The 24,833-nt window shown below is 50.3% G+C and carries 22 protein-coding genes; 13 read left to right on the top strand and 9 right to left on the bottom strand.

The features are described from left to right. Positions 1 to 7: 7 nt before the first annotated feature. The 6 genes from P304_RS16095 to P304_RS0106195 all read right to left on the bottom strand — a co-directional run bounded on the left by P304_RS16095 (position 8) and on the right by P304_RS0106195 (position 9,086). Positions 8 to 2,122 carry a FecR family protein gene (locus P304_RS16095; RefSeq protein WP_051321467.1) on the bottom strand — a complete coding sequence of 705 codons (2,115 nt, stop codon included), beginning with the start codon at positions 2,120 to 2,122 and terminating at the stop codon, positions 8 to 10. Between the two features lie 2 nt (positions 2,123 to 2,124). Continuing rightward, positions 2,125 to 3,441 (bottom strand): surface lipoprotein assembly modifier, encoded by a 1,317-nt coding sequence (locus P304_RS0106215; RefSeq protein WP_027389837.1) that lies wholly within the window; start codon positions 3,439 to 3,441, stop codon positions 2,125 to 2,127. Positions 3,442 to 3,565: 124 nt separating this feature from the next. Then, the gene (gene mrdA / locus P304_RS14340; protein ID WP_051321466.1) at positions 3,566 to 5,362 is read right to left on the bottom strand and encodes a penicillin-binding protein 2; all 1,797 of its coding nucleotides are present in this window, start codon (positions 5,360 to 5,362) and stop codon (positions 3,566 to 3,568) included. Beyond that, the gene (gene mreD / locus P304_RS0106205) at positions 5,362 to 5,895 is read right to left on the bottom strand and encodes a rod shape-determining protein MreD (protein ID WP_027389836.1); all 534 of its coding nucleotides are present in this window, start codon (positions 5,893 to 5,895) and stop codon (positions 5,362 to 5,364) included. Before mreD ends, mrdA begins: the two co-directional genes overlap by 1 nt. After that, a complete protein-coding gene (gene mreC / locus P304_RS0106200) occupies positions 5,892 to 6,734 on the bottom strand; it encodes a rod shape-determining protein MreC (protein ID WP_027389835.1) in 843 nt (280 codons plus the stop codon). The genes mreD and mreC overlap by 4 nt, the downstream gene beginning before the upstream one ends. 135 nt (positions 6,735 to 6,869) lie before the next feature. Then, positions 6,870 to 9,086, bottom strand: a complete 2,217-nt coding sequence (locus P304_RS0106195) for an AsmA-like C-terminal region-containing protein (protein WP_027389834.1) — start codon at positions 9,084 to 9,086, stop codon at positions 6,870 to 6,872. Positions 9,087 to 9,260: 174 nt separating this feature from the next. On the opposite strand from P304_RS0106195, the gene P304_RS0106190 reads away from it, so the two are divergent. The 7 genes from P304_RS0106190 to gluQRS all read left to right on the top strand — a co-directional run bounded on the left by P304_RS0106190 (position 9,261) and on the right by gluQRS (position 14,662). Further along, the gene (locus tag P304_RS0106190; protein ID WP_027389833.1) at positions 9,261 to 10,238 is read left to right on the top strand and encodes a 4Fe-4S dicluster domain-containing protein; all 978 of its coding nucleotides are present in this window, start codon (positions 9,261 to 9,263) and stop codon (positions 10,236 to 10,238) included. Beyond that, entirely contained in the window at positions 10,239 to 10,880 is a 642-nt protein-coding gene (locus P304_RS0106185) for a formate dehydrogenase subunit gamma (protein WP_027389832.1), read from the top strand. It begins immediately after the preceding gene. A 115-nt stretch (positions 10,881 to 10,995) separates the two neighbouring features. Beyond that, entirely contained in the window at positions 10,996 to 11,496 is a 501-nt protein-coding gene (gene tpx / locus P304_RS0106180; RefSeq protein WP_027389831.1) for a thiol peroxidase, read from the top strand. A gap of 200 nt (positions 11,497 to 11,696) precedes the next feature. Further along, the gene (locus P304_RS0106175; protein ID WP_027389830.1) at positions 11,697 to 12,578 is read left to right on the top strand and encodes a DsbA family protein; all 882 of its coding nucleotides are present in this window, start codon (positions 11,697 to 11,699) and stop codon (positions 12,576 to 12,578) included. Positions 12,579 to 12,650: 72 nt separating this feature from the next. Further along, a complete protein-coding gene (locus P304_RS16090; RefSeq protein WP_027389829.1) occupies positions 12,651 to 13,238 on the top strand; it encodes a TMEM165/GDT1 family protein in 588 nt (195 codons plus the stop codon). A gap of 12 nt (positions 13,239 to 13,250) precedes the next feature. Next, on the top strand, positions 13,251 to 13,724 hold the full coding sequence (nusG, locus tag P304_RS0106165; RefSeq protein ID WP_027389828.1) for a transcription termination/antitermination protein NusG: 474 nt from the start codon (positions 13,251 to 13,253) through the stop codon (positions 13,722 to 13,724). A 5-nt stretch (positions 13,725 to 13,729) separates the two neighbouring features. Then, positions 13,730 to 14,662, top strand: coding sequence for a tRNA glutamyl-Q(34) synthetase GluQRS (gluQRS, locus tag P304_RS0106160; RefSeq protein WP_027389827.1), 933 nt, complete (start codon positions 13,730 to 13,732; stop codon positions 14,660 to 14,662). A 7-nt stretch (positions 14,663 to 14,669) separates the two neighbouring features. Here the strand turns inward: gluQRS and P304_RS0106155 are convergent, their stop codons facing one another. Both P304_RS0106155 and P304_RS0106150 read right to left on the bottom strand, forming a co-directional pair. Next, entirely contained in the window at positions 14,670 to 15,743 is a 1,074-nt protein-coding gene (locus P304_RS0106155; RefSeq protein ID WP_027389826.1) for an LptF/LptG family permease, read from the bottom strand. 1 nt (position 15,744) lies between these two features. Beyond that, positions 15,745 to 16,764 carry an LptF/LptG family permease gene (locus tag P304_RS0106150; protein ID WP_027389825.1) on the bottom strand — a complete coding sequence of 340 codons (1,020 nt, stop codon included), beginning with the start codon at positions 16,762 to 16,764 and terminating at the stop codon, positions 15,745 to 15,747. A gap of 96 nt (positions 16,765 to 16,860) precedes the next feature. On the opposite strand from P304_RS0106150, the gene aroC reads away from it, so the two are divergent. From aroC to aroQ, 5 genes are read left to right on the top strand one after another with little or no spacing between them, the layout of a single operon-like run. Then, the gene (gene aroC / locus P304_RS0106145) at positions 16,861 to 18,021 is read left to right on the top strand and encodes a chorismate synthase (RefSeq protein ID WP_027389824.1); all 1,161 of its coding nucleotides are present in this window, start codon (positions 16,861 to 16,863) and stop codon (positions 18,019 to 18,021) included. Between the two features lie 12 nt (positions 18,022 to 18,033). Next, positions 18,034 to 18,543 carry a shikimate kinase gene (locus tag P304_RS0106140; RefSeq protein ID WP_027389823.1) on the top strand — a complete coding sequence of 170 codons (510 nt, stop codon included), beginning with the start codon at positions 18,034 to 18,036 and terminating at the stop codon, positions 18,541 to 18,543. Further along, the gene (gene aroB, locus P304_RS14330; RefSeq protein WP_051321465.1) at positions 18,540 to 19,595 is read left to right on the top strand and encodes a 3-dehydroquinate synthase; all 1,056 of its coding nucleotides are present in this window, start codon (positions 18,540 to 18,542) and stop codon (positions 19,593 to 19,595) included. Before P304_RS0106140 ends, aroB begins: the two co-directional genes overlap by 4 nt. Beyond that, positions 19,592 to 21,229 (top strand): tetratricopeptide repeat protein, encoded by a 1,638-nt coding sequence (locus P304_RS0106130; RefSeq protein WP_027389822.1) that lies wholly within the window; start codon positions 19,592 to 19,594, stop codon positions 21,227 to 21,229. The genes aroB and P304_RS0106130 overlap by 4 nt, the downstream gene beginning before the upstream one ends. Then, positions 21,211 to 21,657, top strand: a complete 447-nt coding sequence (gene aroQ, locus P304_RS0106125) for a type II 3-dehydroquinate dehydratase (protein ID WP_027389821.1) — start codon at positions 21,211 to 21,213, stop codon at positions 21,655 to 21,657. Before P304_RS0106130 ends, aroQ begins: the two co-directional genes overlap by 19 nt. On the opposite strand, the gene nfo is transcribed toward aroQ, so the two are convergent. After that, positions 21,658 to 22,515 carry a deoxyribonuclease IV gene (gene nfo, locus P304_RS0106120; protein WP_027389820.1) on the bottom strand — a complete coding sequence of 286 codons (858 nt, stop codon included), beginning with the start codon at positions 22,513 to 22,515 and terminating at the stop codon, positions 21,658 to 21,660. Positions 22,516 to 22,675: 160 nt separating this feature from the next. On the opposite strand from nfo, the gene ptsP reads away from it, so the two are divergent. Further along, positions 22,676 to 24,814: a phosphoenolpyruvate--protein phosphotransferase gene (gene ptsP, locus P304_RS0106115; protein ID WP_027389819.1), complete on the top strand. Its 2,139-nt coding sequence runs from the start codon at positions 22,676 to 22,678 to the stop codon at positions 24,812 to 24,814. Positions 24,815 to 24,833 lie beyond the last annotated feature (19 nt).

Genomic DNA, 24,833 nt, shown 5'->3' with positions numbered 1-24,833 from the left:
GCAAAGATTAGTCTTGAGGATTTGGAGTTGTTAGCATTCCACCAAACACGCCACTGGCCGTGCCAGCACTACTGGTTGCTTGGTAAATACCGCCTATCACGCTGCCATCGCCGTAAATGCCACCTTTTAAGGCGCCACCAGTGATGGCTGATGCTGATTCACCACTTACACCTAATAAACCGGCTACGGATGATCCGGCAAGGACGGCACCGGTCAGGGTTGACTGATAGGTCGCCTCAAGGTGGCCGTATCCTTCACCTGTACTCGCACTATTTAGCGTAGTCGTGGCATTTTTACTGGCAAAGTCAATAGATGTTGTCATGATGTTTTCAAGCGCATACATATTTTCGCCAATAACTGCTGTACCATAGGCTGTGCCGCTATATGCCGCCGTAGTTTTGCCAGCAAGTACCTCTTGGGTAGCCAAGGTGCCTGCTATCCACGGTGCGCGAAAGTCAGTAACATTACCTTCCTCTGCAGGTGCACTGCCCAACCATGCGCCCCAAGTGAGATATTCTGAAAGCACCTCAGGAGCTGCTTTACTGTAAGCGTTAAGCATCGCAGTATTTTCCAAAGCAAATAGTCCCGCCGTAAAGACTCCGGGGGAAATATGCAGGATAGTATCGTTACCATTATGTAGCGCTGTCTCCCACAACCCAGCACCATAGAGTTGGAAAGTGGACGCGTAGTAGCCGCCACCTATACCTTGGAGATCCGCACCATACAGGGTATAAGTGCCGAGTGAGCCATCATGGACAAGGGTAATCACACGGCGTTCCGCATCGTCTATCTCTGCGTCACTGATTTGACTGTCGCGCATCTCGCCAAGACCTAGAAAGCTTTTTGAAAAGCCGTTATTGGCCTTAGCAATGGCAATGGATTTCCCTGTATGGGGATCAAGCAAAACAATAACACTCTCATATTCATTTTCGTCGGTTCCTATGGTTATTGCATCGAGATGGTAGACACGAATAGTATCGGCCATAGCGTAAGTCTTGCTAGGATCTTCGCCTGCCCAAGCAAGAAATTTGAGTTCGTCTTGGTTCTGGCGTAACCAGAAAAACTGCCCTAAACCATCGGTATAGGCAGTTGCGTCGGTCAAAGAAATGGTCTCATCGCCACGGAAGAAGGTTTCAGGCAATACCAGCGGCGTGCGGGAGAAGTTGCCACTGCCAGCAACATAGGTATTCGAATTAAAGATTAAGTTATCGGCAAATCCGGCAACATCAAAGGCAAGGAAATAGTTCCCCCAGTTATTCGAGCTTCCCATAATGGTGCCTTGAGCTTTTTCAGGGGTGCTTTCTGCACGATACAGAAAAAGTCCCCCTTCTAAAAGGGCTTCGCGTTTAAAAGCTTCTTTAAAGCCATCGCTGTTTGTTACGGCATCGCGATTGGCCAGTTGTTGCGCTCCTTCGGTCTGCTGTGTTGGGTTATCGGCATTTTCGCCATCAGCAGCATCGCCGCCTTCGGCACCACCTTCTGGTGTTCCGCCTTCCTGTCCTTCCAAAGCGGTGGCACTCAATACGGCATTCAGTTGTTCGGCCGACCACTGTGTAGGAATTTGCGGTGCGGCTCCGGGGGTTACCGAGGTACCAAACCCAGGTGTAGTTATTTCAACCGCCCCCTGAGATGAGGCCACCGCGATAGCCCCGCCAAGGAGGGCAACTTGCAATTCTCCGCCATCTATCTGATTGCCCGCTACGAGCGTTCCACGAATACCTATGGTGGCCGTCGGAGTATTCACTCGCATTTTTTCAAAGTCATTGCGGGCAATTTTTCCTGTTACAAAACGGAACGCCCCTTTGGTAACTTGAATGGCGCTCTCTCCCGCCCCTTGATTGGGATCGAAAACGAAGGTGTCAACGACCAGTTCGCTGTTCGGCCCAATGGTGAAAACGGAATTATCTGTGAACATCAATTGCACTTTACCATTCTGTTGCGTGAGAACAGTATCGTTCTGAAAAATATCGCCTTTGATGGCAAGTGCACGACGCACTCCGTCTGCGGCTACTGCTTCAGCACTCCCTTCGAGAGCAGCAACACGGCCAATTGGCGCCGCCCAGACTTTACAGGCGAGAAAGAAAACGAGAAAGCACAGGAGAATGGCGCGTACATTTCGCATGACTAAAACTCCTTACTGAGCATGAACATGAACTGTTCACGGTCATAGTCATAGATATCAAGGTTAGAGCGATTATCAACCCACGTGTAGGTAAAACTGGCTGACATGCCGTAGTCGAAACGACGGGTTAGACCTAGATTGTAGCGCCATTCCTCATCGCGGCGCGCTTCGTCAAAGAGAGGTGCTCCAGTAGCGGCTACTGCCATTTTATCTTTATAGCGATTCCAAGTGTAGCTGGTGAAAGCTGATCCGGTTAACTGCCACGGGAGCGCTGCAAAACCGCCAAAACCAATTTGGCGCATTCGGTAGCTGTTTTCTGCCGCTTCTGCATGGTTATTACCAAGTCGCCCACGCATTTGCAGCATCAGTTTGCCATCAAGCAGGGTATAGCGTGGCGCAACTTCCAAAGCGGTGTACGTGCTGTCCATTAAGTCATTGTCGGTCACATCGCGTTTTTGAAATAAAACACTGGCTGAAAGCGCCAAGCGATCGTTAAGCGGGGTCAACAAAGATGGGGCAAAGCCGTAGTAACGGGCGTAATGGTCGTGCCCAATTCTGATTTCGTCCAGCAGAAAGCCAAAACGAAAAAGCTTCCCGCCGGAAGCATACAGGGGTGTAATGCCAAATGAGTATATCTCCGCATTATACTCGCTGGCATTGCTATGATAACCAACGCGCGTCACGCCTGCACTGTATTCCATGGCAGCACCACCGCGCTGGCCAAAGTCATGCTGAAGCGTTGCATCAAGCGCCTGCACATCGGCCCATTTACGCTGGGGGGGCATGCCGGTATTTTGAAGCTCTAGCCCGCCGGCTAACCGTAACTCACTGTTATATGTCGCTACGTTAGCGTTCGTATCGTACATACCACCGACGGATAAACGGCCTCGCAATGCATAGCGCTTATCTGCTTGCTCCATCTGCGCAATCAGCGTTTCCACATTTCGCTTCACGGTGTCAGGCGGACGCTGCTCCAATACCCGCTCAAACTCTAACCGCGCTAGGGTATAGTTTTCGAGCATCATATAGGCTCTACCAAGTTCTAAGCGCACACGTGGCAAATTGGGATTTGCCATCAAGATCCGTTCAAAAGCATCGGCAGCGGTTTCATATCGCCCGATAGACATTGCGACCATACCGAGTTCAAAATTGGCATCTGCATGAAGAGGATCGTTAAAAACAGCCTCCAGATACTTGTCGAATGCTGCCGCATTCTCCCCCTGCGATCGAAGCACTCGTGCTTCTTCCAGCGATGACAACGCAGGTAAAGCCATTACGCCAACAAGCACAACAGCACCAAGCCACTTACGCCACTCCATACTCTCCTCCTTAAAAATACTTCAACCATGCAACTGTAACAACTGGGCTAAAATAGTGTTCTATCAACGGCAAACTTATCAAAAACGCAGGAATAAGAGCAATAACTTATTCTGCATTTTTGCCTTATTGTATCTGCAAATCCCTAAGTGCATATGCGGCAAGGTCGCGGAAAATTGGCCCTGCCATTCGCGAACCTGAACCACCATTCAAGACAAACACAGTTATTGCTATGCGCGGGTCATTCGCCGGGGCATATCCGGAAAACCACGCATGATCCCAGTATTTTTTTGGAATTTTATCCGCATCATACTTTTCATCCGGAGGAATACTGATAACTTGCGATGTACCACTTTTCCCTGCAAGCGGAATATCTTTAAGCGCCATCCGCCTCCCTGTTCCATGCTCACCAGTTATAACCAACTCTAAACCTTTACGGATAATCGCGAGATTTTTATCCTGAACTGCCGCCCGCTCAAACATCACAGAATAACTTTGGGTATTGTCCAGATGGGTCGCTACACGTGGAACTAACACTTTTCCGCCATTAGCAATGGCCGCCATCATGACATTTATTTGCAATGGGGTTAGTGTCACATATCCTTGCCCTATCGATACAGGAATCGTATCGCCAGGATACCATGGCTCGCCTCGTGCCTCCCGCTTCCACTGCCGTGTAGGGAGAATGCCGACTCGCTCACCTGGCAGATCAATGCCAGTCAGTTTTCCAAGACCCATCATTAATCCGTATTTGGCAATATTGTCAACTCCAATTTCTAAGCCAAAGTGATAGTAGTAAGTGTCGACACTTTCTTCAAGGGATTTATAAATATTCGTGTGGCCATGACCGCCTTTTTTCCAGTCGCGATAACTCCGATTCCCTAATTGGTATACTCCAGAGGAAAAAACCGAGGAACGCTCGGTCAACACACCTGTTTCAAGGCCTGCCAAAGCGGTAATAGCTTTAAAAACACTTCCCGGCGGATACGTGCCGCGAATTGATTTGTCACGCAACGGGTGCTGCGGGTTATTGTTCAAGGCACGCCAATCTTGCGTGCTGATTCCAGCAGCAAACAAATTCGGGTCATACGCCGGATATGAGCCTATCGCCAACATTTCGCCGGTAGCGACGTCCATTACCATAGCAACGCCAGATTCCTCCAGAAAAAACTCATCCATTTTACGCTGCAATCTGGCATCAATAGCCAGCGTGATAGGCTTTCCTGAAATTGGCTCAACACGATCCACCACCCGAATAGGTCGATTCCGCGCGTTTACTTCATAGGTCACACTTCCTGCGACTCCCCGCAAATGCGACTCGTACGATGCCTCTATTCCGTTCTGCCCGACCAAATCTCCCATAGCATAGCCCTGATACGCCTCGCTCTTCATTTGACTTTCGCTGATTTCGCCAATATAGCCAAACACGTGCGCAGCCAAAGATTTATATACATAATGGCGTTTAGAAACCGCTTCAACACGCAAACCAGGATATTCATAGCGGTGCGCTTCGACAAAGCTGACCTGCTCGAAAGTAATGTCTCGCTTGACGGCTAATTGCTGAAAGCGTTGTGCTCGACGATAGGTTACCTGAAACTCTTGGGTATCAATTTCAAAGTAGTCGTGCAAAAAGCCAAAAAGTGCGTCCTCATCCCGCACATCTTCTTTGGTGACGACAAGGTTGTAACTGGGGGTGTTCGTAACAAGCAATTCGCCGTTACGGTCGTAAATATTCCCGCGCGGTGCCTTAATTTCGTAGGTGCGGATACGGTTGCGTTCGGCTTTCTGCAAAAAAGACTCATGGTGCAATACCTGCATGTACCACAGCCGAAAGCCAAGCACGAATAATCCGGCGAGGATAACCGCAAGGTAAAAAACAAGCCGTTGCTGGGAGGTGGTAAGCGTATCGCGCTGGCCGTACATCAGCGCCCTCTCTTCGTTGCTCGATCATTTGAACCCAAAATCGCCTCGATCCCGTTATGGAATCGGATAACACTATTGCAGAACATCAGAAACACAATCGCACTCAGCAATGCCTGAATGAGGATTTTAAAAATAGTCTCTGGCGCAAAGATAGTGTGCCATTCGCTCATATACCCAAATGTCCCCTGTGCCGTGCTTGCCAATTGAAGAAAGGCAAGGACAAGCGAGGTAAAGACCAGAACAATAGCGAATTCGAATTTTTGGGTCAGAAGTTTGCGATAGCGCAATGAGGTGACAATATAAGCAACTGTGCCATACGTTATAGTGTGCAAACCAATCAGGCTGGCCGTCATGGTGTCAACGATAATGCCAATGATAAAACCAAGTGCTATCGCCTCGTTTGCTTCAAGCAGACTTACCAACAGGATAAAGTAGACGAGCGTTAGATCAACATTGATATATTCATGCGGATATGCGAGCGATTGCAAAGCAAAAAGCACAAAAAAAACGACAAAGTGTATGGCGGCTTTCACCGGTCAACTCCCGTATATTCAGGTGAGAGATACTGCATAATCAGTACACTTTCGATATGCTGCACGTCAATGAATGGCGCGATAGTCGCCTGCGAAAACAGGTCGCTTCCATCTTCTAATGCTGTAATGCGGCCAATCGGTATGCCTGGCGGAAAAACCGTATCGGTGCCACTGGTATGAACCATTTCCCCTATTTGTCCATTATGCCGGACGCGCAGATATTTGCTCGACAGCACCCCATCGATACCACCAACGACAATCAGCGGATCTCGGCTTTCAGCGAACACACCACTGACAGCAAAGTTAGGATCCTGCACCGTAAGAATTTGCGAATAGCCAAGCGACGTGTGAATGACACGCCCCACCACCCCGTGCTCGTTAATCACCGGCATACCCGCGACAATGCCTGACTCGCTTCCAATATTCACAATAAGCGTATAAAACCAAGGAGAAGGGTTGCGCCCGACAACTCGTGCATAACGCAATGGGAACTCAGAGGTTTCTGCATATTGGAAATGTTCGCGGAGCGCCATCAATTCGCGCTGAACTTCATGAAATGTCAATAATGCCAACCTTGCTTGATTGAGTTCGGCACGCAATTTTTCATTTTCTCGCTCAGCTTCTTTAAGAAAAACATAACGACTCAAGATGTTTCCAAAAAAATCCGAGGTGTGCATAATTCCACTTTGAATCGGGCCGACCAACGGAACCAGTATCTTAGAAAGCGGACTGGCAGGCGATATTTTTCCTGCCAGTTGCAAAGAGATCAACATCAACAAAAGCATGATAGTAAGGGAAAAAAATACTCGCTTTTTCTTGCCAAAGAGAAAATGCAACATGGATACGCTCCAAAGGCACACACGAGGTGTGCTGATCAGTTCATTTCAAGGGCGTAGATAATAACCGAAAGAGCATACCATTGCTAGTAATAGAAATTTGCCTACCAAACTCTGAGGTAAATTTTTTACCTTCACTTAGCGTTTTGCTCCACTCGGATGCGCCACACTTCCCGTATAAAAAACGACACATTCCCCCTGCGCCACGGGAATCATGTCGCGCAAGCCGGTAAAAATTGAACCAACGAGATTCGCCGCTACGCCAATCAATGATCGTCCCGCCTCCACTTTTGGTTTATCAAATGGCCCATTTACCTCTTGAACAAACGTTGCGCATCCTTTGTTGTTCAACACCGCAATCGAAACAGCGTCAAACCGTTGCTGCCGGAAATCGAGCCCACCCTTCAGAGCGACACGATTTTTCGGAGTGGAAAAGGCCACATCACGCAACGTTCCGTACCCTTTTCCTATAGGAATATCGGCATGCAACGTATCAATCACCGTGCTTCCTGTAATCAACGCGTTCCCCGCCAGTGAACCAAAATCAAAACCTTTCGTAACTGCCGCCCCAAGTGGCCCGGCCAGAACAAAAGCACCAACATCAAATAAATCGATTTTATTCGAGTTTTCATAACTCTGAATCACTTTATCCACATCGATACTGACCAATTGTACCCCTTGCATCTGAATCACGGCCGAGCCATCAAGCGCCGCTCGAATTTCGTTCGCATCCTTGCCAACCAGTGCAAGATCTACCGTCGTGTGCAAAACACCACCGCGCACAATATCGTGATAGCGGAACATATGGGCAACTTTCGCCGCTTCTACAGCTCTACCAGTCACTTGCACCCGTTCGTCTTTCAATGCAAGCAAAAGGGTGCCACCGAAACTTTCTGTTTTTGCCTCCAATGCAAGTTTCCCTTTTTCATGCGCCAGCGTTCCCGCAAAAGAAACCGCTCCTTGCAGTTGCGGCGAAGCCAGCAGCCCTGCCGCAGCCAGGTGAGTGACCTCTACCACAAACGGAGTTGCTATACGTGACACGTGCGTATTGATCTCTATCGTAGGTGCAGCAATACGCCAGTGCGGATTCTTTACCTCAACCTGCGCGGTTCCCGTGCCATTCTCAAGCGTCAGGTTCGCGTCAAGCGTACACGTTTGATTTTTTTCTAGTGTCAAGCCAAACCGTTCGTTCATAGCTTTTTGATTCAGCGTAAATGCTGCGGAACGTGCCTCTATATCGCTACGAATACTCCCATGAGAAAAACCACTGAGAGTTCCCGACACGTCGAGCCTTCCAGTGGCAACCTGCGGATAGCCTGCCAATGCCAGCACCGGCGCAATGTCGAGCTGCTTTACATCAAACTTCACGGCATCAAGAACGCGCGGCTGGCCAGATGGCAGCGACATTTCAATCCGGCTCGTGCCGCCAAAGAGATCAGAAACCAGCACCCCGTTTTGAGTTGCCCCTTGAGTCGTAAGGCTCACATCGACACGCGTTTTTGCGGGTAACTTCCACTGGTCATACTGAATATTTTGCAACACCATCGCCAGCTCCCCTTGTGCGAGGCCGCTCGTTATGTCGATACGAACACCGGGCGACTGCAAGGTGAAAAACGATGAGCGAATAGCAGGAATAACCGCGAGTTGTGTCCCTTCCGTCGTCCCTTGCACCGTAAAATGCACCGGCGAATTGGACAGGAGCTTCACCTGAAAGTGCTCTTGTAGTAAAGCACTGCTCAGAATTACATTTTTACTTTCAAGCGTAAACTGTCCCAACGGCCGCTCAGCATGGGAAAGATCAAGATCGACATCGGCTAACAGCACCCCTGTCGCATAGATTGGCTGCCCAAGAAAGGCGAGGAGTTTCTCAATGACAATAGAGTCCGATTTGAGAAAAAGTTTTTGCGGCTGCGACTGCGCATCAAGCGAGGCTACAAGGTCAATATGGCTTGCAAATGCCTGAATAGCTGCATTGACATTGATCCCCTGCATGGTTCTTTTTGCTGTTCCCTGCACCGCAAGCGATCCGTACAGTGGTGTTTTCAGCAACGCTTCGTACGGTTGCAGCTCGGCAATCGCAATCTGATACTCCGCATCTACCGTACCCGCAAAGGTAAACGTGCCATCCAACACTACACGCGAACCTCGTTCATCACGCAAAATCAGAGAAAATGTTTTTAGCGTGTAGGTAAATCGTTCAAAATAAAGTTGTAACTCCACCTCTTCGTGAAGCTTCCCTAACGTATAGGCCGCCACTTTTTGCTGCCCAAACGGGCTCAGCACCAGCGCCAATGTAGCTCCAATCAACAACACAAGAACCGCAATTGCTGAAGCGAATATTTTCATCGCGCGCATGGAAGCACCCTCCAAAATTTTTCTCACGCCATTATCGCTCATGAGTAAAAAAGCTTGCTACTGATGTTTTCTAGCACTCTCCCAAGAACGTATCAATGATGAATATCTATTGACAATGCCACCACCGACATAGTATTTAACCAATTCGTTAAATATAATCCGAGGTAAGCTCACATGAAACTTAGCCGCCGCACATTTCTTGCTGGCGTCGTTGCCGCTTCAAGCGCCACGCTGCTGGCGCCTCAGAAGTCCATTGCCGCCGTTAGCGATCAATCGTATGCCACACTTATTGACTTGACCAAATGTGATGGCTGCCTAGGTCAAGATGTTGCCGATTGCGTTCGCGCCTGTCGCACCGCCAATCAGCATCGCTTTCCAGAACCAAATCCAGCCATGCTCAAGCCATATTGGCCGCAAAAGAGTTTTGAAGATTGGAGCCAAAAACGCGACGTGACGAATCGTTTGACTCCATATAACTGGACGTTCGTGCAGCATGTTACGGTTGAACATGCGGGGGTAGAGCACGAAATAGCCATCCCGCGGCGTTGCATGCACTGCGACAACCCTCCCTGCGCCAAACTCTGCCCCTTTGGTATTATGAAAAAACACCCTGAAGGGATGGTCGATATCGACCCTGACCTCTGTTTTGGCGGCGCAAAATGCCGCACCGTATGTCCGTGGGATGTTCCGCAACGTCAAGCGGGCGTCGGCATCTACCAGATGCTCGACCCATTACCCGCTGGTGGTGGTGTTATGTTTAAGTGCGACCTGTGTAAAGATACGCTGGCCGCTGGCGAACAGCCCGCGTGCATTCCCGCCTGTACCAAACAGGCGTTAACTATCGGCACGCGCCACGAGATCATGGCGCAAGCGGAAGCGCTCGCGAACGAATACCAAGGGTATCTCTACGGCAAAGAGGAAAACGGGGGTACCTCGACCGTCTACGTCTCTAAGGTTCCCTTTGAAAAAATCGACGCAGCACTTCTTGCGCATTCAAAACAGCCTGAAAGCGTTATGCGTTTGCACCAACCGGACAATATGCTCATCACCCACGAAGGGAAAGCCAAAGCAGTATTGTTAGCCCCAATTATTGGTGCCGTTGGCGCTTTTATGGCAACAGCCAATAAAGAGAAAAAAGCGGAGGAAAAGTAAATGCAACAAGATACTGTTATCCGCCACAGTCGTACCGTACGCATTATTCACTGGATGGTGGCACTCAGCGGCATTGTGCTGATATTCAGCGGATTTGGAGAAATGCCAATGTATAAACGATACATGGTCGACCAACTCCCTGGCCTTTCGTGGGCATCAAACTACGAAATTAACCTGCAAATCCACTATATTGCAGCGATTTTCTTTCTTCTGGGCTCCGTCTTTCACGCCGTATACCACTGGCGTAGACGTGAATTTGCCGCGCTTCCGCAAAAGGGAGATGTCAAAGAAAGCATCCATATTATACAAGCAATGGCGACGGGCAAAGAGGAACCACCACACGGAAAATTCCTTGCCGAACAGCGACTGGCCTATGCCGCCATTGCCATCGTCAGCTTTGTCTTGATCATCACAGGACTGATAAAAACCTATAAAAACATCGGTAATGTCATTGTACCGCCCGACTTCCTCATGTATGTCACGTACACACATACCTTTGCGACGATAGCCTTTTTGCTGCTCTTTTTGGCGCATCTGGGTGCGTTTCTGGTAAAGGCCAACTGGCCGCTGTTTCCATCGATGTTTACGGGGCGCGTAAGCCGTGCATATGCCAAGCGTCGTCATGAAAAATGGAAAACCTAACGTTTTCGTAGCGTTTACTATTTTCTCTCGCTTTTCACCAAAGACTTGCGTATAAAAATCTGGCATCAGTCACCACACACCGCTGTGGTAACAGTTAAAGAATCAGGAGGCATCTATGGCTCAAATTCTTCTTAAAGGGAACCCGATCAACACATGTGGCACACTCCCGGCCGTTGGCTCTCAAGCTCCCGCTTTTACCGTAACTGGCATTGACCTTGCGGATATGAAGCTTACTGACTTCAGCGGGAAGCGCGTTGTGCTCAACATTTTCCCCAGCATCGACACCCCCGTGTGCGCGTCATCTGTCCGTCGCTTTAACGTCGAAGCGGCCAAACTCGCTAATACCGTAGTACTCTGCGTTTCAATGGATCTTCCGTTTGCCCACAAGCGTTTTTGTGGTGCAGAAGGGATCGAAAATGTCAAATCCGTTTCCGGAATTCGTTCCAATGGTTTTGGCAAAGCGTATGGGATTGAGATCATTGATGGTCCACTGGCGGCACTGTATGGCCGAGCAATTGTTATCATCGACGCCTCTGGTATCGTCACGTACACCGAGCTGGTTCCTGAAGTAACACAAGAACCTGACTACGACGCGGCCATCGCTGCCATGCAATAGGATTTGCTTTTGCAAAGCGCTGCTCCCTCTACTGGGGCAGCGCTTTTTTATTGCGCAAATTTTGCACGCTGTGAGTATTTTAGCCACTCAGCCACTGACCATTTTCCGCAGTGACGCTATTCCCTTCAGCTTTTTTTGGTGAAGGCACGTTACATGCAGGGAAAGGGTTTCGCTCAAAATCATTCGAGGAGAGAGTATCCATGAAATTCAAGTCAGGTTTTTTCTACACGGCACTCGCCACCGCTGTACTTGCGAACACAACTACCTACGCGCAAACTTCACCCTGCGATCAAGCCAAAGCACCAAAATCACCGATTACACAAACCTTCACGGCTAACCTCAAAGGGTTCTTTCCCGCCAACAGTTGCTTTGAAATAGTTCAAGAAAACCCCGCCATCGAAGGGTTTCAATACCTTGTCGTCGATGCCAAGTGGACCGAAAATGGCCAAGTCAACGAACAGCGCATCGATGAAATCACGGACGGCAACATTATGATTTCACAAGCCCTTGATTTGCGCACCAGAGAAGACGTTGTCGGCACCGTAAAAGCCAAATATGCTCCACCCCTCAAAATTACCACTTCCAGTGATGACTACGTTGCCGGTGAACTTGGTGCACCCAATACCGTTATCGTGTACAGCGATTTTGCCTGCCGCTATTGCCGCAGCGCCTTCGAGCATCTCCTTGCTAAGGCGGGCAAAGACGTTGTCTTCTATAAAAAACACTATTCCATCGCGCCTAACTCAGCCGTGCTCGCCAAGGTTGTTCTGGCCGCAAAAAAGAGCGGCATGAAAGATACCGTTGCACTGCAAAAATCGTTGTATGACCTGAAGGTCGTCAACGAATCACCTGCCAAGGCGCAACAGGCGGCTCTTGAAGCGATTAAAAATTTTGGAGAGCGGAAAAAAGTTGCGGAATATCTCGCCGCGAACGATGCCCAACTGCAAATGTACGTCGATCAAACCATTGCCTTTGCCAAACACCAAGGGTGGCAAGGAACCCCAGTCGTCGTGATCAACGGCAAAGTTATTCCTGGCGGATTTAATCGACAAGCGATTGACAGCGCCCTGCCATCTCGTTAATAGTAAGCGTGCCGTGCTGCTCGCTTCTCGGTAAGCGAGCAGCCGCATTCTGTAATAGAGGGGTGAGCAGGCATGGATATTCCATACAATGAGCCATTTATCATGGCGTTCACCCTCGTCTTTCCTGCCGAAATGTACGACAAATCGCAAATCATGATTCTTTTCCTGCTCACGCTCTACAGCGCATCGGCCGTGTTTTCCGGCGCCACTATTGGCATTTTACTCGCCAACGTCCCCATGATAGTGCTCGCACAATTTGCCGGACAAATGGTTCCCAGTGCTGTCGCCACCCTGTTTTGCTTTGTGGTTTTTTGTACTTTAGGGTATATGGCGCTGAATTCCCGACCGCCCGGCAATGTCATCTCCAAAAAACTTCGCTACGAATTCCATAACCCCGTCTACACCTGTGCACTGGCTTGTTTTATCACCGAATTTGGCGATAAAACACAATCCGTCGTTGCCTCGCTGGCGCTCTACTACCAACAAAGCCTCTCGGTCATCTTAGGTTTCACCTTCGCCGTCATCATTACAAATTATATTTTAATTTCCTTCAAAGATTTGGTTACCATGAATATCTTCGCCTTGTACCGATTAAGCGGTTACGTTTTTCTGGGATTCGGGGTACTTATGGGGATCGGAATTTTGCAGTACATTTTTTAAAGAGGAAGCATCGTGAGTCAGTCTTGGTACGTTATTCGCACAAAACCACTGAGCGAGCATATTGCTCAGGCCAACCTCAGTTCGCAAGGATTCGAGTGTTTTTTTCCGCAATTTTATGACCGGCGTAAAAAAAGAGTACGTCCCCTTTTTACATGCTATTTGTTTGTGAAATTTGATTACTGGAATGATTTCCGTGCCGTTAGCTACACACGGAGTGTCGCTAATATCGTCCGTTTTCGCGATATGCCTGCTTCCATTGACGAAAAACTTATCGAAGAGTTACGGCGCCGTACCGACAAAGAAACCAGCCTGATTATTACGTTCAAAAAAGGCGAAGCGGTCAGCATTGTTGATGGGCCATTTGCCGGCCACGAAGCGGTATTCCACGAAGACACCAAAGACCTTGAACGCGTCGTCATCTTCCTCACTATCTGCGAGCGGCTTGTGCAAACCGTCATCGCCCGTAGCGATCTGGATAAGTCGTAGCACCTATGCGTAGCCGACTTGCCCCCAGCCCGACGGGCTATCTGCATCTTGGTAATGCGTGGGCGTTTCTGCTGTGCTACCTCGCCACCAAAGCGCAGCAGGGAACGCTGGTGCTGCGAATCGAAGATCTTGACCCCGAACGCTCGCGCCCTGAATACACCAACGCCATCTACCGTGATCTGGAATGGCTTGGCATAGAGTGGGATGAAGGGGGAGCCGGAAGCGATCCCGCCATCTACCAACAGAGTCGGCGCGCCGAACAGTACCAAGCGGCGCTCCAGCGGTTGATCGCGAGCGGCCACGCCTACCCCTGCTATTGCAGCCGCAAAGAGTTGCGCCAAGCTGCGGGAGCACCACATAGAGGCGAATACACCGACTATCCCGGCACCTGCCGCCCGCCACGAGACTCGCACGCCACAGAAAACCGTCGCCACGCTTGGCGCGTCAAAACTGATGAAACAATGTGGACGTTTTGCGATGCGATTCATGGCGAGTGCCACTACACCCTTGCCCAGTGCGGCGGGGATTTCCCGCTCCAGCGCTCCGATGGTGTCACCGCGTATCAGCTCGCAGTTGTTGTGGACGACGAAACCATGCAGATCGACACGATTGTTCGTGGCGACGACCTGCTGCACAGCACACCACGGCAACTCTTCCTGCAAAAGCTCCTTGGCTATCGCCACCCACAGTACGCGCACGTTCCCTTGCTGATCGACCAGACCGGCGAACGGCTGGCCAAGCGCCATGCCTCACTGGAAATTCAGGCGCTACGCCACCAAGGGCTTGCCGCCAGCACGCTGATGGGATATCTCGGGTGGAAAGCCGGTTTGCGAGATCGAAGAGAACCATGCCGCGCCCAAGAGCTGATTGCTGGATTTTCGTGGGAAAAGATCCCCAAAACAGCACTCACCATTACAGACATGAACGAGCTACTCTAGCCCTTCATCACCATACGTGAAGGATTTTACGAAACAACCACACCCCACCACCAAGACAAATCGCTAACGTGAGAAACGGAGCCAACCACGGCGATAACGCTCCCGCACTCCCAAGCGCCGCCGTTAGGTGGCTTAACAGGTAGTAGATCACGGCGATCCCAAGCCCACGAGCCACCGCAAACGCTTTCCCCCCTGAGCGCTCCAACGTAATTCCAAAAGGGATCGCAATAAGAAACAAGAGTAAAACGGCCAGCGATGCCAACAAGCGCGCCCCCATCTCCCCGACAAATCGCCCCCATTCCTGACCACTCGCCACAACCAACGGAAAGTCTTCCAGTAATTCGCTAAAACTATACTCCTGCAACTCACGCCCGACCGCGCGCGCCGCGCCGTCAACACCAAGAAACGGGAGTGTCAGCGAAGGAACATGTTGTCGTCCGAGACCAGTAAAGCTTTCAATGTGGGCATCGTGCAATTCCATGCCGTCAGCAAACAACCTCGCTGACGCAGCATCGATACGCTGCACAATCACGCCATCGCGCAGCGTGAAGACTTCCACCCCCTGGAACATATGAAGCGAAAGATTAAAGCGGTGAATAACGGCGAACTCATTGCCGTCAATGCTGCGCACCCACAGATTGCCACCCACCACTTCCGAAAGTGGCTGCACCTGTTTGGCCTCATATTTGAGCGTGGACTTCATCGCTGGCATGGCCATGCGATAATTCACCTCGCCCAGCGCAAAGTGACCCAACATCAAAAAAAAGGCGCACACCGCGGCCGGCGCCACCAAACGCCTCAGCGAAAGCCCACTAGCCAGCAATACTTTAATTTCATTCGTGATGCTTAAATGCGTCCCGAAAAGAATCGTCGCAATCAGCACCGCCGCCGGTAGCAACTGATAGAGGGCGAAAATTGTCGCGGAAGCATAGTAACGCACCACCGAAAACCACGATGTCAGGAGCCATAACTCATCAAAGTGCTCAACGGAATCGATCACCAGAAAAAGTGACAATAACGCCACCAACGTCAGTGCGAGCGTCACCAAATATTGTTTCAGCAAATAGCGCTGTAGAATCACGTTACCTCCGCGCCGCAAGAATGCCCGTGCCAACCGTGACACCAGCCAAAACGATGAGTGGCACCCATTCGCCACACCAGAGCGGCAGCGTTCCACCTTTTGCCAGCGAAGTCGAGAGCGAACGGAGTAAGTGAAAAATCACCACAACACCAATGCCCACGAGCACGCCACTACTCTTCGCACTGCGCATGCGCGGCGTTCCGATCAGGAACCCCAGCACACCAAAGAACAAGGTCGCGAGCGCAAACGTCGTCCGCTTATGAAACTGCAGCACCGCACCACTATCTTCACGTTGGCGTAGTTCAACACTGGTGATGGTATGGTGCGAACGATTCAAACCAATACCTTCAATACGTAAAGGGAACTCATGACGAGAAAAGCGGATATAGTCAGTTCCTTGGCGACTATCGAGCACGCTCCCATCGAACAGTAACAATGATGTCCCCTGTGGCGTGCGCACTAATTGACCAAGACGGGCACTGATTGTGACCGACGGCGTCGCCACTAAAATATCGTGCAGCCCTTCACGATCCACACGACTACAATAGAGAACCGCATCCCCGACAGAACGAAAAACCCCCGGCGTCAGCGATTCATACGACAGATTCGCGACAGCGGCGTTAACCGTTCGCCCCATTCGCTCAGCGCCTTGCGGAATCAAATAATGATTATTCACGATGCCAAAAATTGCCAACCCACCAGCCACTGCACCAACCACCGCCATCAACTGCATACGCGAAATGCCACTCGCCATTAGTACGGTCAGCTCATTATTGCGTCCCAGTACGCCAGCCATCGCGGCTGCGCCGATAAGTGCCGCAATCGGCAACGCAATGAAAATTGTTTGCGGAAACGTGTAGAGAAGGATCGCAAGGATATCGAAAAGCGATATCCCTTTTCCCAACAACTCACTGGAGAGTTTGAGCACGCTATTCAGCGTCAAAATGATGGCAAGTGATACAAACGCGGCCAGAAAAAAGAGGGCAAATTCGCGCAACACATAGCGCTGATAAATCTTCATGTTGCTCCAATATCGATTTCGTCGTTGCCACCAGTCATAAAGCCTGTGTAAAATAGCGAAACTTGCGACGAAAGAGAAGGGTAAAGAGGAGTAGCCATGCGTTATTTGACTGCCGGCGAATCACACGGCAAAGGATTATTTGCCATGATCGAAGGTTTTCCCGCCGGACTCACGGTAGAAGCAGCAACGATCAATGAACAACTCAAACGTCGCCAAATGGGCTATGGCCGTGGCGGACGGATGAAAATAGAATCCGATACGGTCGATTTCCTTTCCGGCATTCGCTGGGGGAAAACCCTTGGTTCGCCCATTACCTTAGCCGTATGGAATAACGACCATAAAAACTGGACGGAAATGATGCATGCCAGCGCGGAGCACAAACAACCGGATCGCGCTGTGACGCGCCCACGCCCCGGCCATGCGGATCTTGGCGGATGCCTGAAACGTAACTTGCGCGACGTGCGCGACGTTTTGGAACGTTCCAGCGCGCGCGAAACGGCAGCGCGCGTGGCCTTTGGCGCGCTGTGCAAAACGTTTCTGGCAACCTTTGGCATCACCGTGCAAAGCTATCTCATCCGTTTAGGCGAACTGGAATGCCCGAAAAACGGCGCCGACGTGGCGGCAGAGGAGATCAACGCGATTGCCGACCAGAGTATTGTCCGTTTTCTTGATAGTAGTTATGACGAAGCAGCGCGCGAATACGTCGATAAAACTCGTGCTGCCGGCGATACCCTCGGCGGAATTTTTGAAGTCATTATTCATGGCGTCCCAGCGGGGATTGGTGATTACGCCTTCTACGACCGCAAACTTGATGCCAAACTCGCACAAAACTTAATGAGTTTACAAGCGGTCAAAGGGGTAGAAGTTGGCATGGGATTTGGCGTTGCCGCCGTCCCCGGCTCCCAAGTACACGACGCCATTACCTATGAAGATGGGCAGTTTACCCGCACCACGAATCGTGCGGGCGGCATTGAAGGCGGGATGAGCAACGGTATGCCGATTGTCGTCCGCGTCGCCAAAAAGCCGATCCCAACGCTCTACAACCCACTGCCCAGCGTCGATATCGAAACCAAAATGCCTTTTAAAGCGACGATTGAACGCTCCGACGTCACCGCCGTTCCCGCCGCTTCCATTATTGGCGAAGCGATTTGTGCTATTGTCATCACCGAACTGATGCTCGAAAAATTCGGCGGCGACAGCATGAGTGAAATTCAAAGAAATTATGCCGGATACTGTGAACAAATACGCACATTCTAAGAGGAGCGGCACATGAGCAAAGATCACATTATCTTGACAGGATTTATGGGGAGCGGAAAAACCAGTGTCGGACAGCTCCTTGCCCACAAGCTCAACCTGCCATTTGTCGACCTCGACCACCTGATAGAACAGGACGAAGGGCGCAGTATTCGCGAAATATTCCAAACACAGGGCGAAGAAACCTTTCGTAAGCTCGAAAGCAAGGCGATTCATAAAGCGCTTGCCGAGCCCCGTTCGGTCATCGCCACGGGCGGCGGCGCACTGATGATTGAAGAAAACACTCGCTTGCTGAAGCAACGAGGGCAAATGGTCTATCTACAAGCAGAACCAGAAACGCTTTGGGAGCGGGTGCAGTGGAACGACGACCGCCCATTACTCGAAAAGCATTCGACGCTGGAAGCATTTTCCTCGCTTTTGCAAAGTCGCATCCCCAACTACAAACAAAGTCACTTCATCATTGATGTCGACCACCTGACACTCGAAGAAGTGGCGCTGTGCATTATGGAGTTGGTCGCCGAATGAAACTGCATATCCCCCTTACCACGACCGAGGATCGCAGTTACGCCATCGACATTGCCAATCAATTTGCCATCCCTGAAACCATGCTGCAAGGTCGCCGTCTTTTCATCGTGAGCAACGCCAAAGTATGGCAACTCTGGGGTGATGCGCTCTGTGCAAACGTACACCAGCAACCATATCACCTTTATCTTATGGAAGATGGCGAACAGTTCAAAAGTGCAACCACGTGGATTGCCATCCAAGAATGGTTACTTGCAGAAGGTGCCAATCGCAAATCGCTCCTCCTAGCGCTGGGCGGTGGCGTCGTTGGTGATCTGACCGGATTCGTCGCCTCCACCTTCATGCGTGGCATTGACTTTATTCAAATCCCCACCACCTTGCTCAGTCAGGTCGACTCGAGTGTTGGCGGCAAAACCGCCATCAATCTTCCTGGTGGTAAAAACATGGTGGGAACCTTTTATCAGCCACGCCTCGTCGCCATCAACACCACGACACTCAGCACACTCGACCCACGCGACTATGCGGCGGGGCTTGCGGAAGTGGTCAAATATGGTTTTGCGATGGATAGTGCGCTTTTTGAATATCTTGAAAATCGAGTCACCGCCATTATGGAACGCGATCAAGTGACCCTCGCACATATCATCGCGTGGTGCTGCCGCATTAAATCGGAGATTGTTGCACAGGATGAAAAAGAAGGCGGTCTGCGCGCTATCCTCAATTTCGGACATACTTTTGGGCATGTCATCGAAAAAGAAGGTCATTACTGCGACCACAATCACGGCGAAGCGGTTGCGATCGGCATGGTGCTTGCCGCACGATTAGCGGAAAAAGTTCTCTCCCTTCCAGCGTCAGCAACGGAGCGATTGATACGACTCCTTGAGCAATTCACCCTGCCGACAACAACAACACTGACTCAAGAGACACTTGATGCGGGAGTAGCCTCGGACAAAAAAAGCGCCGATACGACTATTACCTTCGTCCTTACCCCATCGATTGGCCAAGCCGTCCTCACCCCATTTTCGCTCCCTTTTCGCCTGAAGGAGATCTCTGCGTGAAAGTAACCGATCCTCGCTACCTCCCGCTCCAGGAAAAAATCCGGCACCTTACCAAGATGCTGGGAGATGAGCCGCGCTCCAAGCTTTTTGTCCCATTGGCAATTGCCCAGCTCGACCTTGATGATCCTGCCGCTGCCGAACAGACCTGCTTGCGCGGACTTGATCGCAACCCGGAGTATTATCAAGCGTATACGGTGCTTGGCTTAGCGCTTTCCAAACAACATAAAAACGACGAAGCGCGCGAAGCCCTGCTAAAAGCGGTTGAACATACCACGGGCAATATTCAGGCATCGCGCTTATTGAGCGTGCTGTACGAAGAAAAAGGCGATCTCAAACAAGCTATCCGTCAACTTCAGGAAATCATCCCGTACTGCTCGCCCGAAGAACAACAAAAAGTACAGGAGCAGGTCGCTCGCCTTGCCGAACAGGTGAAGGCCGCCGAGTTAGCGAGTGGCGTCAACGATGTTGACGATGCGCTCGACTTTCTGGACACCATTAGCGGCAGCGATGAACTTGACGACACCCTTGCTGAACTCAAAGGGAAACTGCACGAAACGTCTGATGAAGAACGCGATGGCGATGCCCCTTCAGCTACCGGCGATGAGGAACTTGATGCCCCACGGCAAGAGCACATCGATGATCTCGATTTTTCGGACTTAAACTTTGACGATAACGATACTCCGAGCGAAGCGACAACGGCCACACCGTTGAACGACGCCCCACCAGCTGATATGGCACGTGCCGAAGATGACCTTTTCAGTGAGTTCCCAGATAGCGTTCCCGCCCCTGAGTCCGATGATGAGGAAGAACTTCCAGTAGAATCGGCTACGAGTAGTGATGAAGACGATATATTTGCGAGCCTTTCTGATACGGCCGAACCAGATGAGAATATACAGGATGAGCTACCAGACGAAGACACCAGCGAAGCGCCAATACCCCCTGACGAAGGAGACAATAGTGCTTTTGAGTTTGATTTTGCGGCGGCGGAAGAGGGAATTGAGGACGAAAAACCTACGGTAGCCGTCGAAGAGGATGCGGCTTTCGCAATGACTGAAGACGCAGAACCTGTACCAGAAGCACCGATGGTAAAACATCCGGAAGCCGTAGAAACTCCAGCCGCAAAAACATCACTTGAAGATGAAATTATCAACCGCTTTTCGCAAATCCCGGACTCCGATTGGGAAATGGGGCTGGACGAAGCCGCTGATGAAATCGGAAACCTTCTCCCGATTCACGGCACGCTGGTGAACGTGCTCGAACTTCCCGCCGATGAAGAGCAGTATATTGCGCATTCGCAGGAAATGACACCTGTTGAGCAAGTGGCCAATGCCACGGACACAGAATCGCAAAGCGAACCACAGGTTGTCGAGATTGACGGAATCGAATACATGCCAACCGAAACCCTCGGGCGCCTTTTCTGCGACCAGGGCTATCCCGAAAAAGGGCTTTTAGTCTATCAGGCGCTTGGCATGGAAAAGTACGGTTCGGTTATTTCGGCCTTGCAAGAGACAATTGAAAAAAATCAGCGCGACATTGAACGGTTTGATATCGAAAAAACGATCAGCGTGCTCGAACACTTTGCCGCACAAATCGACTGCTACGAGGAGGATCCGACATGCTCCATATCACACTGATAAATGGCCCGAACCTCAACATGCTCGGAGTGCGTGAACCCGAAAAATACGGCACACAGACGTTAAACGAAATCGAGACCATTGTTCGCCATGATACTGAGCAACGTGGAGGCACACTGCACGCGCTACAAAGTAACCATGAAGGTGTTTTAATCGACGCTATCCATGCCGCGCGTACCGTATCGGCTGGTATCATTATCAATCCGGGCGGGTTCACACATACTTCGGTTGCACTCCGCGATGCCCTCCTGAGTGTCAGTATCCCTTTTGTCGAAGTACATCTCTCCAATGTGTACGCCCGCGAGCCGTTCCGCCACCACTCATATCTGAGCGATATTGCAATGGCGGTCATGAGTGGCGCAGGCGCACGCGGGTACCTGTACGCAGTGGATTTACTTTTTCACAAACTCACTTCTTCCACTCCATAATCAGCACGGTTTTGCCGTGCCGCTCATGGCATACAGCAGATTGATTTCTTCTGCCCACCGCTCCGGCTGTGGTGTTTCGAGAATCAACGGAATGCCATCGAAACGCACATCGTTCATCAGCCAACGGAATGGCTCCAACCCAAGCTTTCCTTCGCCAAGCGGTGCATGACGATCCACTCGGCTCCCCAGCCCTTTCATGGAATCGTTCAGGTGCATCGCTTTCAGGTAACGGAAGCCCACAACTCGCTCAAACTCAGCAAAAGTTGTGTTGAACGTTTCGCGTGTGGTCAGGTCGTAGCCAGCCGCAAGCGTGTGACACGTGTCCAAGCACACGCCGACACGGCTTTTATCCTCTGTCAACTCGATAATACGCGCCAGATGCTCAAAGCTGTAGCCCATATTGCTCCCCTGCCCTGCGGTATTTTCAATGACGGCACAGACCGTGTTCGTTTGGGCCAGCGCAAGATTGATAGATTCGGCAATGACGCGCAGGCAGGTCTCTTCATCGTGCTTTTTGAGGTGGGAGCCGGGGTGAAAATTCAGTAACGACAAACCAAGCTGTTCACAACGCTGTAATTCGTCCAAAAATGCCGCGCGGGATTTACTCAGCCCTTCACTTTCAGCGTGCCCAAGATTGATCAGATAACTATCGTGAGGCAGGATCATCGCAAGATCGAAACCACCCGCTTCGCAATTGCGCCGAAAAGCCAAAATCTCACTTGATTCAAGCGGCTTTGCACTCCATTGTTTTTGATTTTTCGTAAATAATGCAAATGCTCGCGCCCCAATAGCCGCTGCATTTAACGGGGCATTCGCGACGCCACCACTCGCACTCACATGCGCTCCAATGTATTTCATCACAAACCTCTGACATGATTATTTCGCAAAGCGATAGCAAGTAATTACCATAAAGCAAGTCACAGAACAAACGGTTGCTGTCACTCGTGTTATCGCTTGATTCGCATTACACGCAGTGGTAACGTGGCAGGGATTGGCAAAAGTGCTACAGGAGGTGCCGATGCGCAAACTCGATGTTTTACTGAATATCAGCAATATTATCCTTGATGCTTCGTCACACCAAAACGCGCTTATGGAAATTGTCGCTTATTTAAAAAAAGTTTTGGAATGCGATGTTTGCTCTATTTACCTCCTGAACCGCATGAATGATGAGCAGCTGTGTTTAGTCGCTACCGATGGCCTGCATCGTGATGCGATTGGAAAAGTCACCATGCGCTGCGACGAAGGGTTAACTGGCCGGTGTTACTCGACAAATTCATATACTTTTATTCGCAATGCCTCAAAGCACGAAGGCTTTAAATACTTCCCTGGCATTGGCGAAGAACCTTTCAAAACTTTCATCGGTATTCCACTCAAAAATAAAGCCCACACCTTTGGTGTCTTGGTCTTGCAATTTCACCAAAATAAAAATGTTTCACCAATTCGGGAAAAATTCTTGCTCGCTGTGGCCGCTCAGCTTTCCGGGATGGTACTCCAGCATTATCTGATGGAGGATGCCAGCGCGCCAGAACTGGAATATATGGGCAGAGAAATCGTCCTAAAAGGGATTCCTTTGTCGGCCGGCATTACCATGGGATCGCCCGTGCGCGTGATTTTTCGCTATATTGAAAGCGACCTTGCGGCTATCGACGTTCGCGAAGAGTGCCAGAAACTCACCGCCGCATTTCGCAAAACCGCCACTGATCTCAAAGCGCTTTCACGCAAACTGGAAAAATCAGGCAGCGCCTTCGAATCCGAAATATTCCATACCCACCTTATGATCCTTGAAGACCCGCGTTTACAAAGCGATATTGAGCGGCACATTCTTGATTTCACCAAAAGCGCCGCCTTTTCCGTGCGCCACGTTATCGACAAATATATCGACAAATTTCGCGCTATCGCCGATCCATATCTGCGCGAACGGGCAGCGGATATGGAAGATATCAGTCAACGCCTGATGTGCCACCTTGGCGTTGTGTCACGCCAAACGGAAATCAAAGAAGATAGTATTATTCTGGCCGATCGCCTTACCCCAGGCGAAACTGCTGCGCTTGACCTAGAAAAAGTCAATGCCTTCGTCACGCATGTGGATGGAGTTACGTCGCATACCGCTATTTTAGCCAAAAATCGCGGCATTCCCGCAGTAACAGGAATTGAGAAAATTTTTGATATTACGGAATTCGCCGAGTGGATGATTGTTGATGGCTTTGATGGCACGGTGATTATCAATCCAACCGAAGAAACCATCCTCCGCTACCAAGCGCGAATTACGGAAAAGCAAGCGACCCGGCAGAAAAAAATTAAGATTATTGAAGAGCCAATACGCATAGGTTCAGAAACGATTTCTTTTGACGCCAACGTCTCCAGTGTGCTGGACGCCGAAAAGGCGGCACAGTTTAAAGCAAGTGGGATTGGCTTAGTCCGCACTGAAATTTTCTACCTTCAAAATGATGGCAACTTTCCTTACCAAGAACAATTAGAAACATATCAACGCATCATCCATACGTTTCCTGATTTATCGATTGTGTTTCGTCTTTTTGATATTGGGTCAGATAAAAAAAGTTCACGCGAGGCACGCGAAGACAACCCGGCACTCGGCTTTCGTGGAGCGCGACTTTTAATTGACGATCAAAGCTTTTTCCTCGATCAGGTGCGTGCTTTGCTGGAAGTGTGCGATCCCGCACGTCACAAACTGCTCATTCCATTCATTGCCGATGCCCATGAATTTAACTCCTTGCGCCTAACAATTCTGCAAGAAGCGGCGCGAAAAGGGAAAGCGGCTCCTGCAATTGGAGTGATGGTAGAAATCCCTTCTGCCGTTTTTCAAATCGCCGAGCTCGCACAAAAAGCCGATTTCATTAGTGTTGGCACGAACGACTTGTTCCAGTATTTCTTTGCCCTTGATCGCGCTAATCCACGGGTCAGTAACCTTTACTCTCCAAATAGCCCTGCTTTTCTGGAGTTACTCCAGCAGGTTCTGCTGGCGTGTCGTGCGGCTCATACACCGGTGGAAATTTGCGGGGAAATTGCGTCCGATCACACCATTCTCTTGAAACTTATTGAAATGGGCTATCGCCATTTTAGCGTGAACCCCTATGTTATCAACGAGCTGCGTGCTTTTTTACTCCAAGAACTCCAAAAATCTGAGTGGATTTTGTAACCGACACAACGGGAGATCG

The sequence above is a fragment of the Chrysiogenes arsenatis DSM 11915 genome (assembly GCF_000469585.1).
GTDB lineage: Bacteria > Chrysiogenota > Chrysiogenetes > Chrysiogenales > Chrysiogenaceae > Chrysiogenes > Chrysiogenes arsenatis.
The sequence above is the reverse complement of the archived record's forward strand: the minus strand, read 5'-3'. Positions and strand labels throughout refer to the sequence as shown.

What these genes read in the sequence shown, in the direction of transcription:
- P304_RS0106190 (WP_027389833.1), top strand. Translation starts at nt 9,261, where the DNA reads ATGAAACTTAGCCGCCGCACATTTCTTGCTGGCGTCGTTGCCGCTTCA.
- P304_RS0106150 (WP_027389825.1), bottom strand. Translation starts at nt 16,764, where the DNA reads ATGAAGATTTATCAGCGCTATGTGTTGCGCGAATTTGCCCTCTTTTTT.
- tpx (WP_027389831.1), top strand. Translation starts at nt 10,996, where the DNA reads ATGGCTCAAATTCTTCTTAAAGGGAACCCGATCAACACATGTGGCACA.
- P304_RS0106195 (WP_027389834.1), bottom strand. Translation starts at nt 9,086, where the DNA reads ATGCGCGCGATGAAAATATTCGCTTCAGCAATTGCGGTTCTTGTGTTG.
- aroC (WP_027389824.1), top strand. Translation starts at nt 16,861, where the DNA reads ATGCGTTATTTGACTGCCGGCGAATCACACGGCAAAGGATTATTTGCC.
- P304_RS0106140 (WP_027389823.1), top strand. Translation starts at nt 18,034, where the DNA reads ATGAGCAAAGATCACATTATCTTGACAGGATTTATGGGGAGCGGAAAA.
- P304_RS0106215 (WP_027389837.1), bottom strand. Translation starts at nt 3,441, where the DNA reads ATGGAGTGGCGTAAGTGGCTTGGTGCTGTTGTGCTTGTTGGCGTAATG.
- P304_RS0106175 (WP_027389830.1), top strand. Translation starts at nt 11,697, where the DNA reads ATGAAATTCAAGTCAGGTTTTTTCTACACGGCACTCGCCACCGCTGTA.
- aroB (WP_051321465.1), top strand. Translation starts at nt 18,540, where the DNA reads ATGAAACTGCATATCCCCCTTACCACGACCGAGGATCGCAGTTACGCC.
- mreC (WP_027389835.1), bottom strand. Translation starts at nt 6,734, where the DNA reads ATGTTGCATTTTCTCTTTGGCAAGAAAAAGCGAGTATTTTTTTCCCTT.
- mrdA (WP_051321466.1), bottom strand. Translation starts at nt 5,362, where the DNA reads ATGTACGGCCAGCGCGATACGCTTACCACCTCCCAGCAACGGCTTGTT.
- P304_RS0106185 (WP_027389832.1), top strand. Translation starts at nt 10,239, where the DNA reads ATGCAACAAGATACTGTTATCCGCCACAGTCGTACCGTACGCATTATT.
- aroQ (WP_027389821.1), top strand. Translation starts at nt 21,211, where the DNA reads ATGCTCCATATCACACTGATAAATGGCCCGAACCTCAACATGCTCGGA.
- P304_RS16090 (WP_027389829.1), top strand. Translation starts at nt 12,651, where the DNA reads ATGGATATTCCATACAATGAGCCATTTATCATGGCGTTCACCCTCGTC.
- gluQRS (WP_027389827.1), top strand. Translation starts at nt 13,730, where the DNA reads ATGCGTAGCCGACTTGCCCCCAGCCCGACGGGCTATCTGCATCTTGGT.
- nfo (WP_027389820.1), bottom strand. Translation starts at nt 22,515, where the DNA reads ATGAAATACATTGGAGCGCATGTGAGTGCGAGTGGTGGCGTCGCGAAT.
- ptsP (WP_027389819.1), top strand. Translation starts at nt 22,676, where the DNA reads ATGCGCAAACTCGATGTTTTACTGAATATCAGCAATATTATCCTTGAT.
- P304_RS16095 (WP_051321467.1), bottom strand. Translation starts at nt 2,122, where the DNA reads ATGCGAAATGTACGCGCCATTCTCCTGTGCTTTCTCGTTTTCTTTCTC.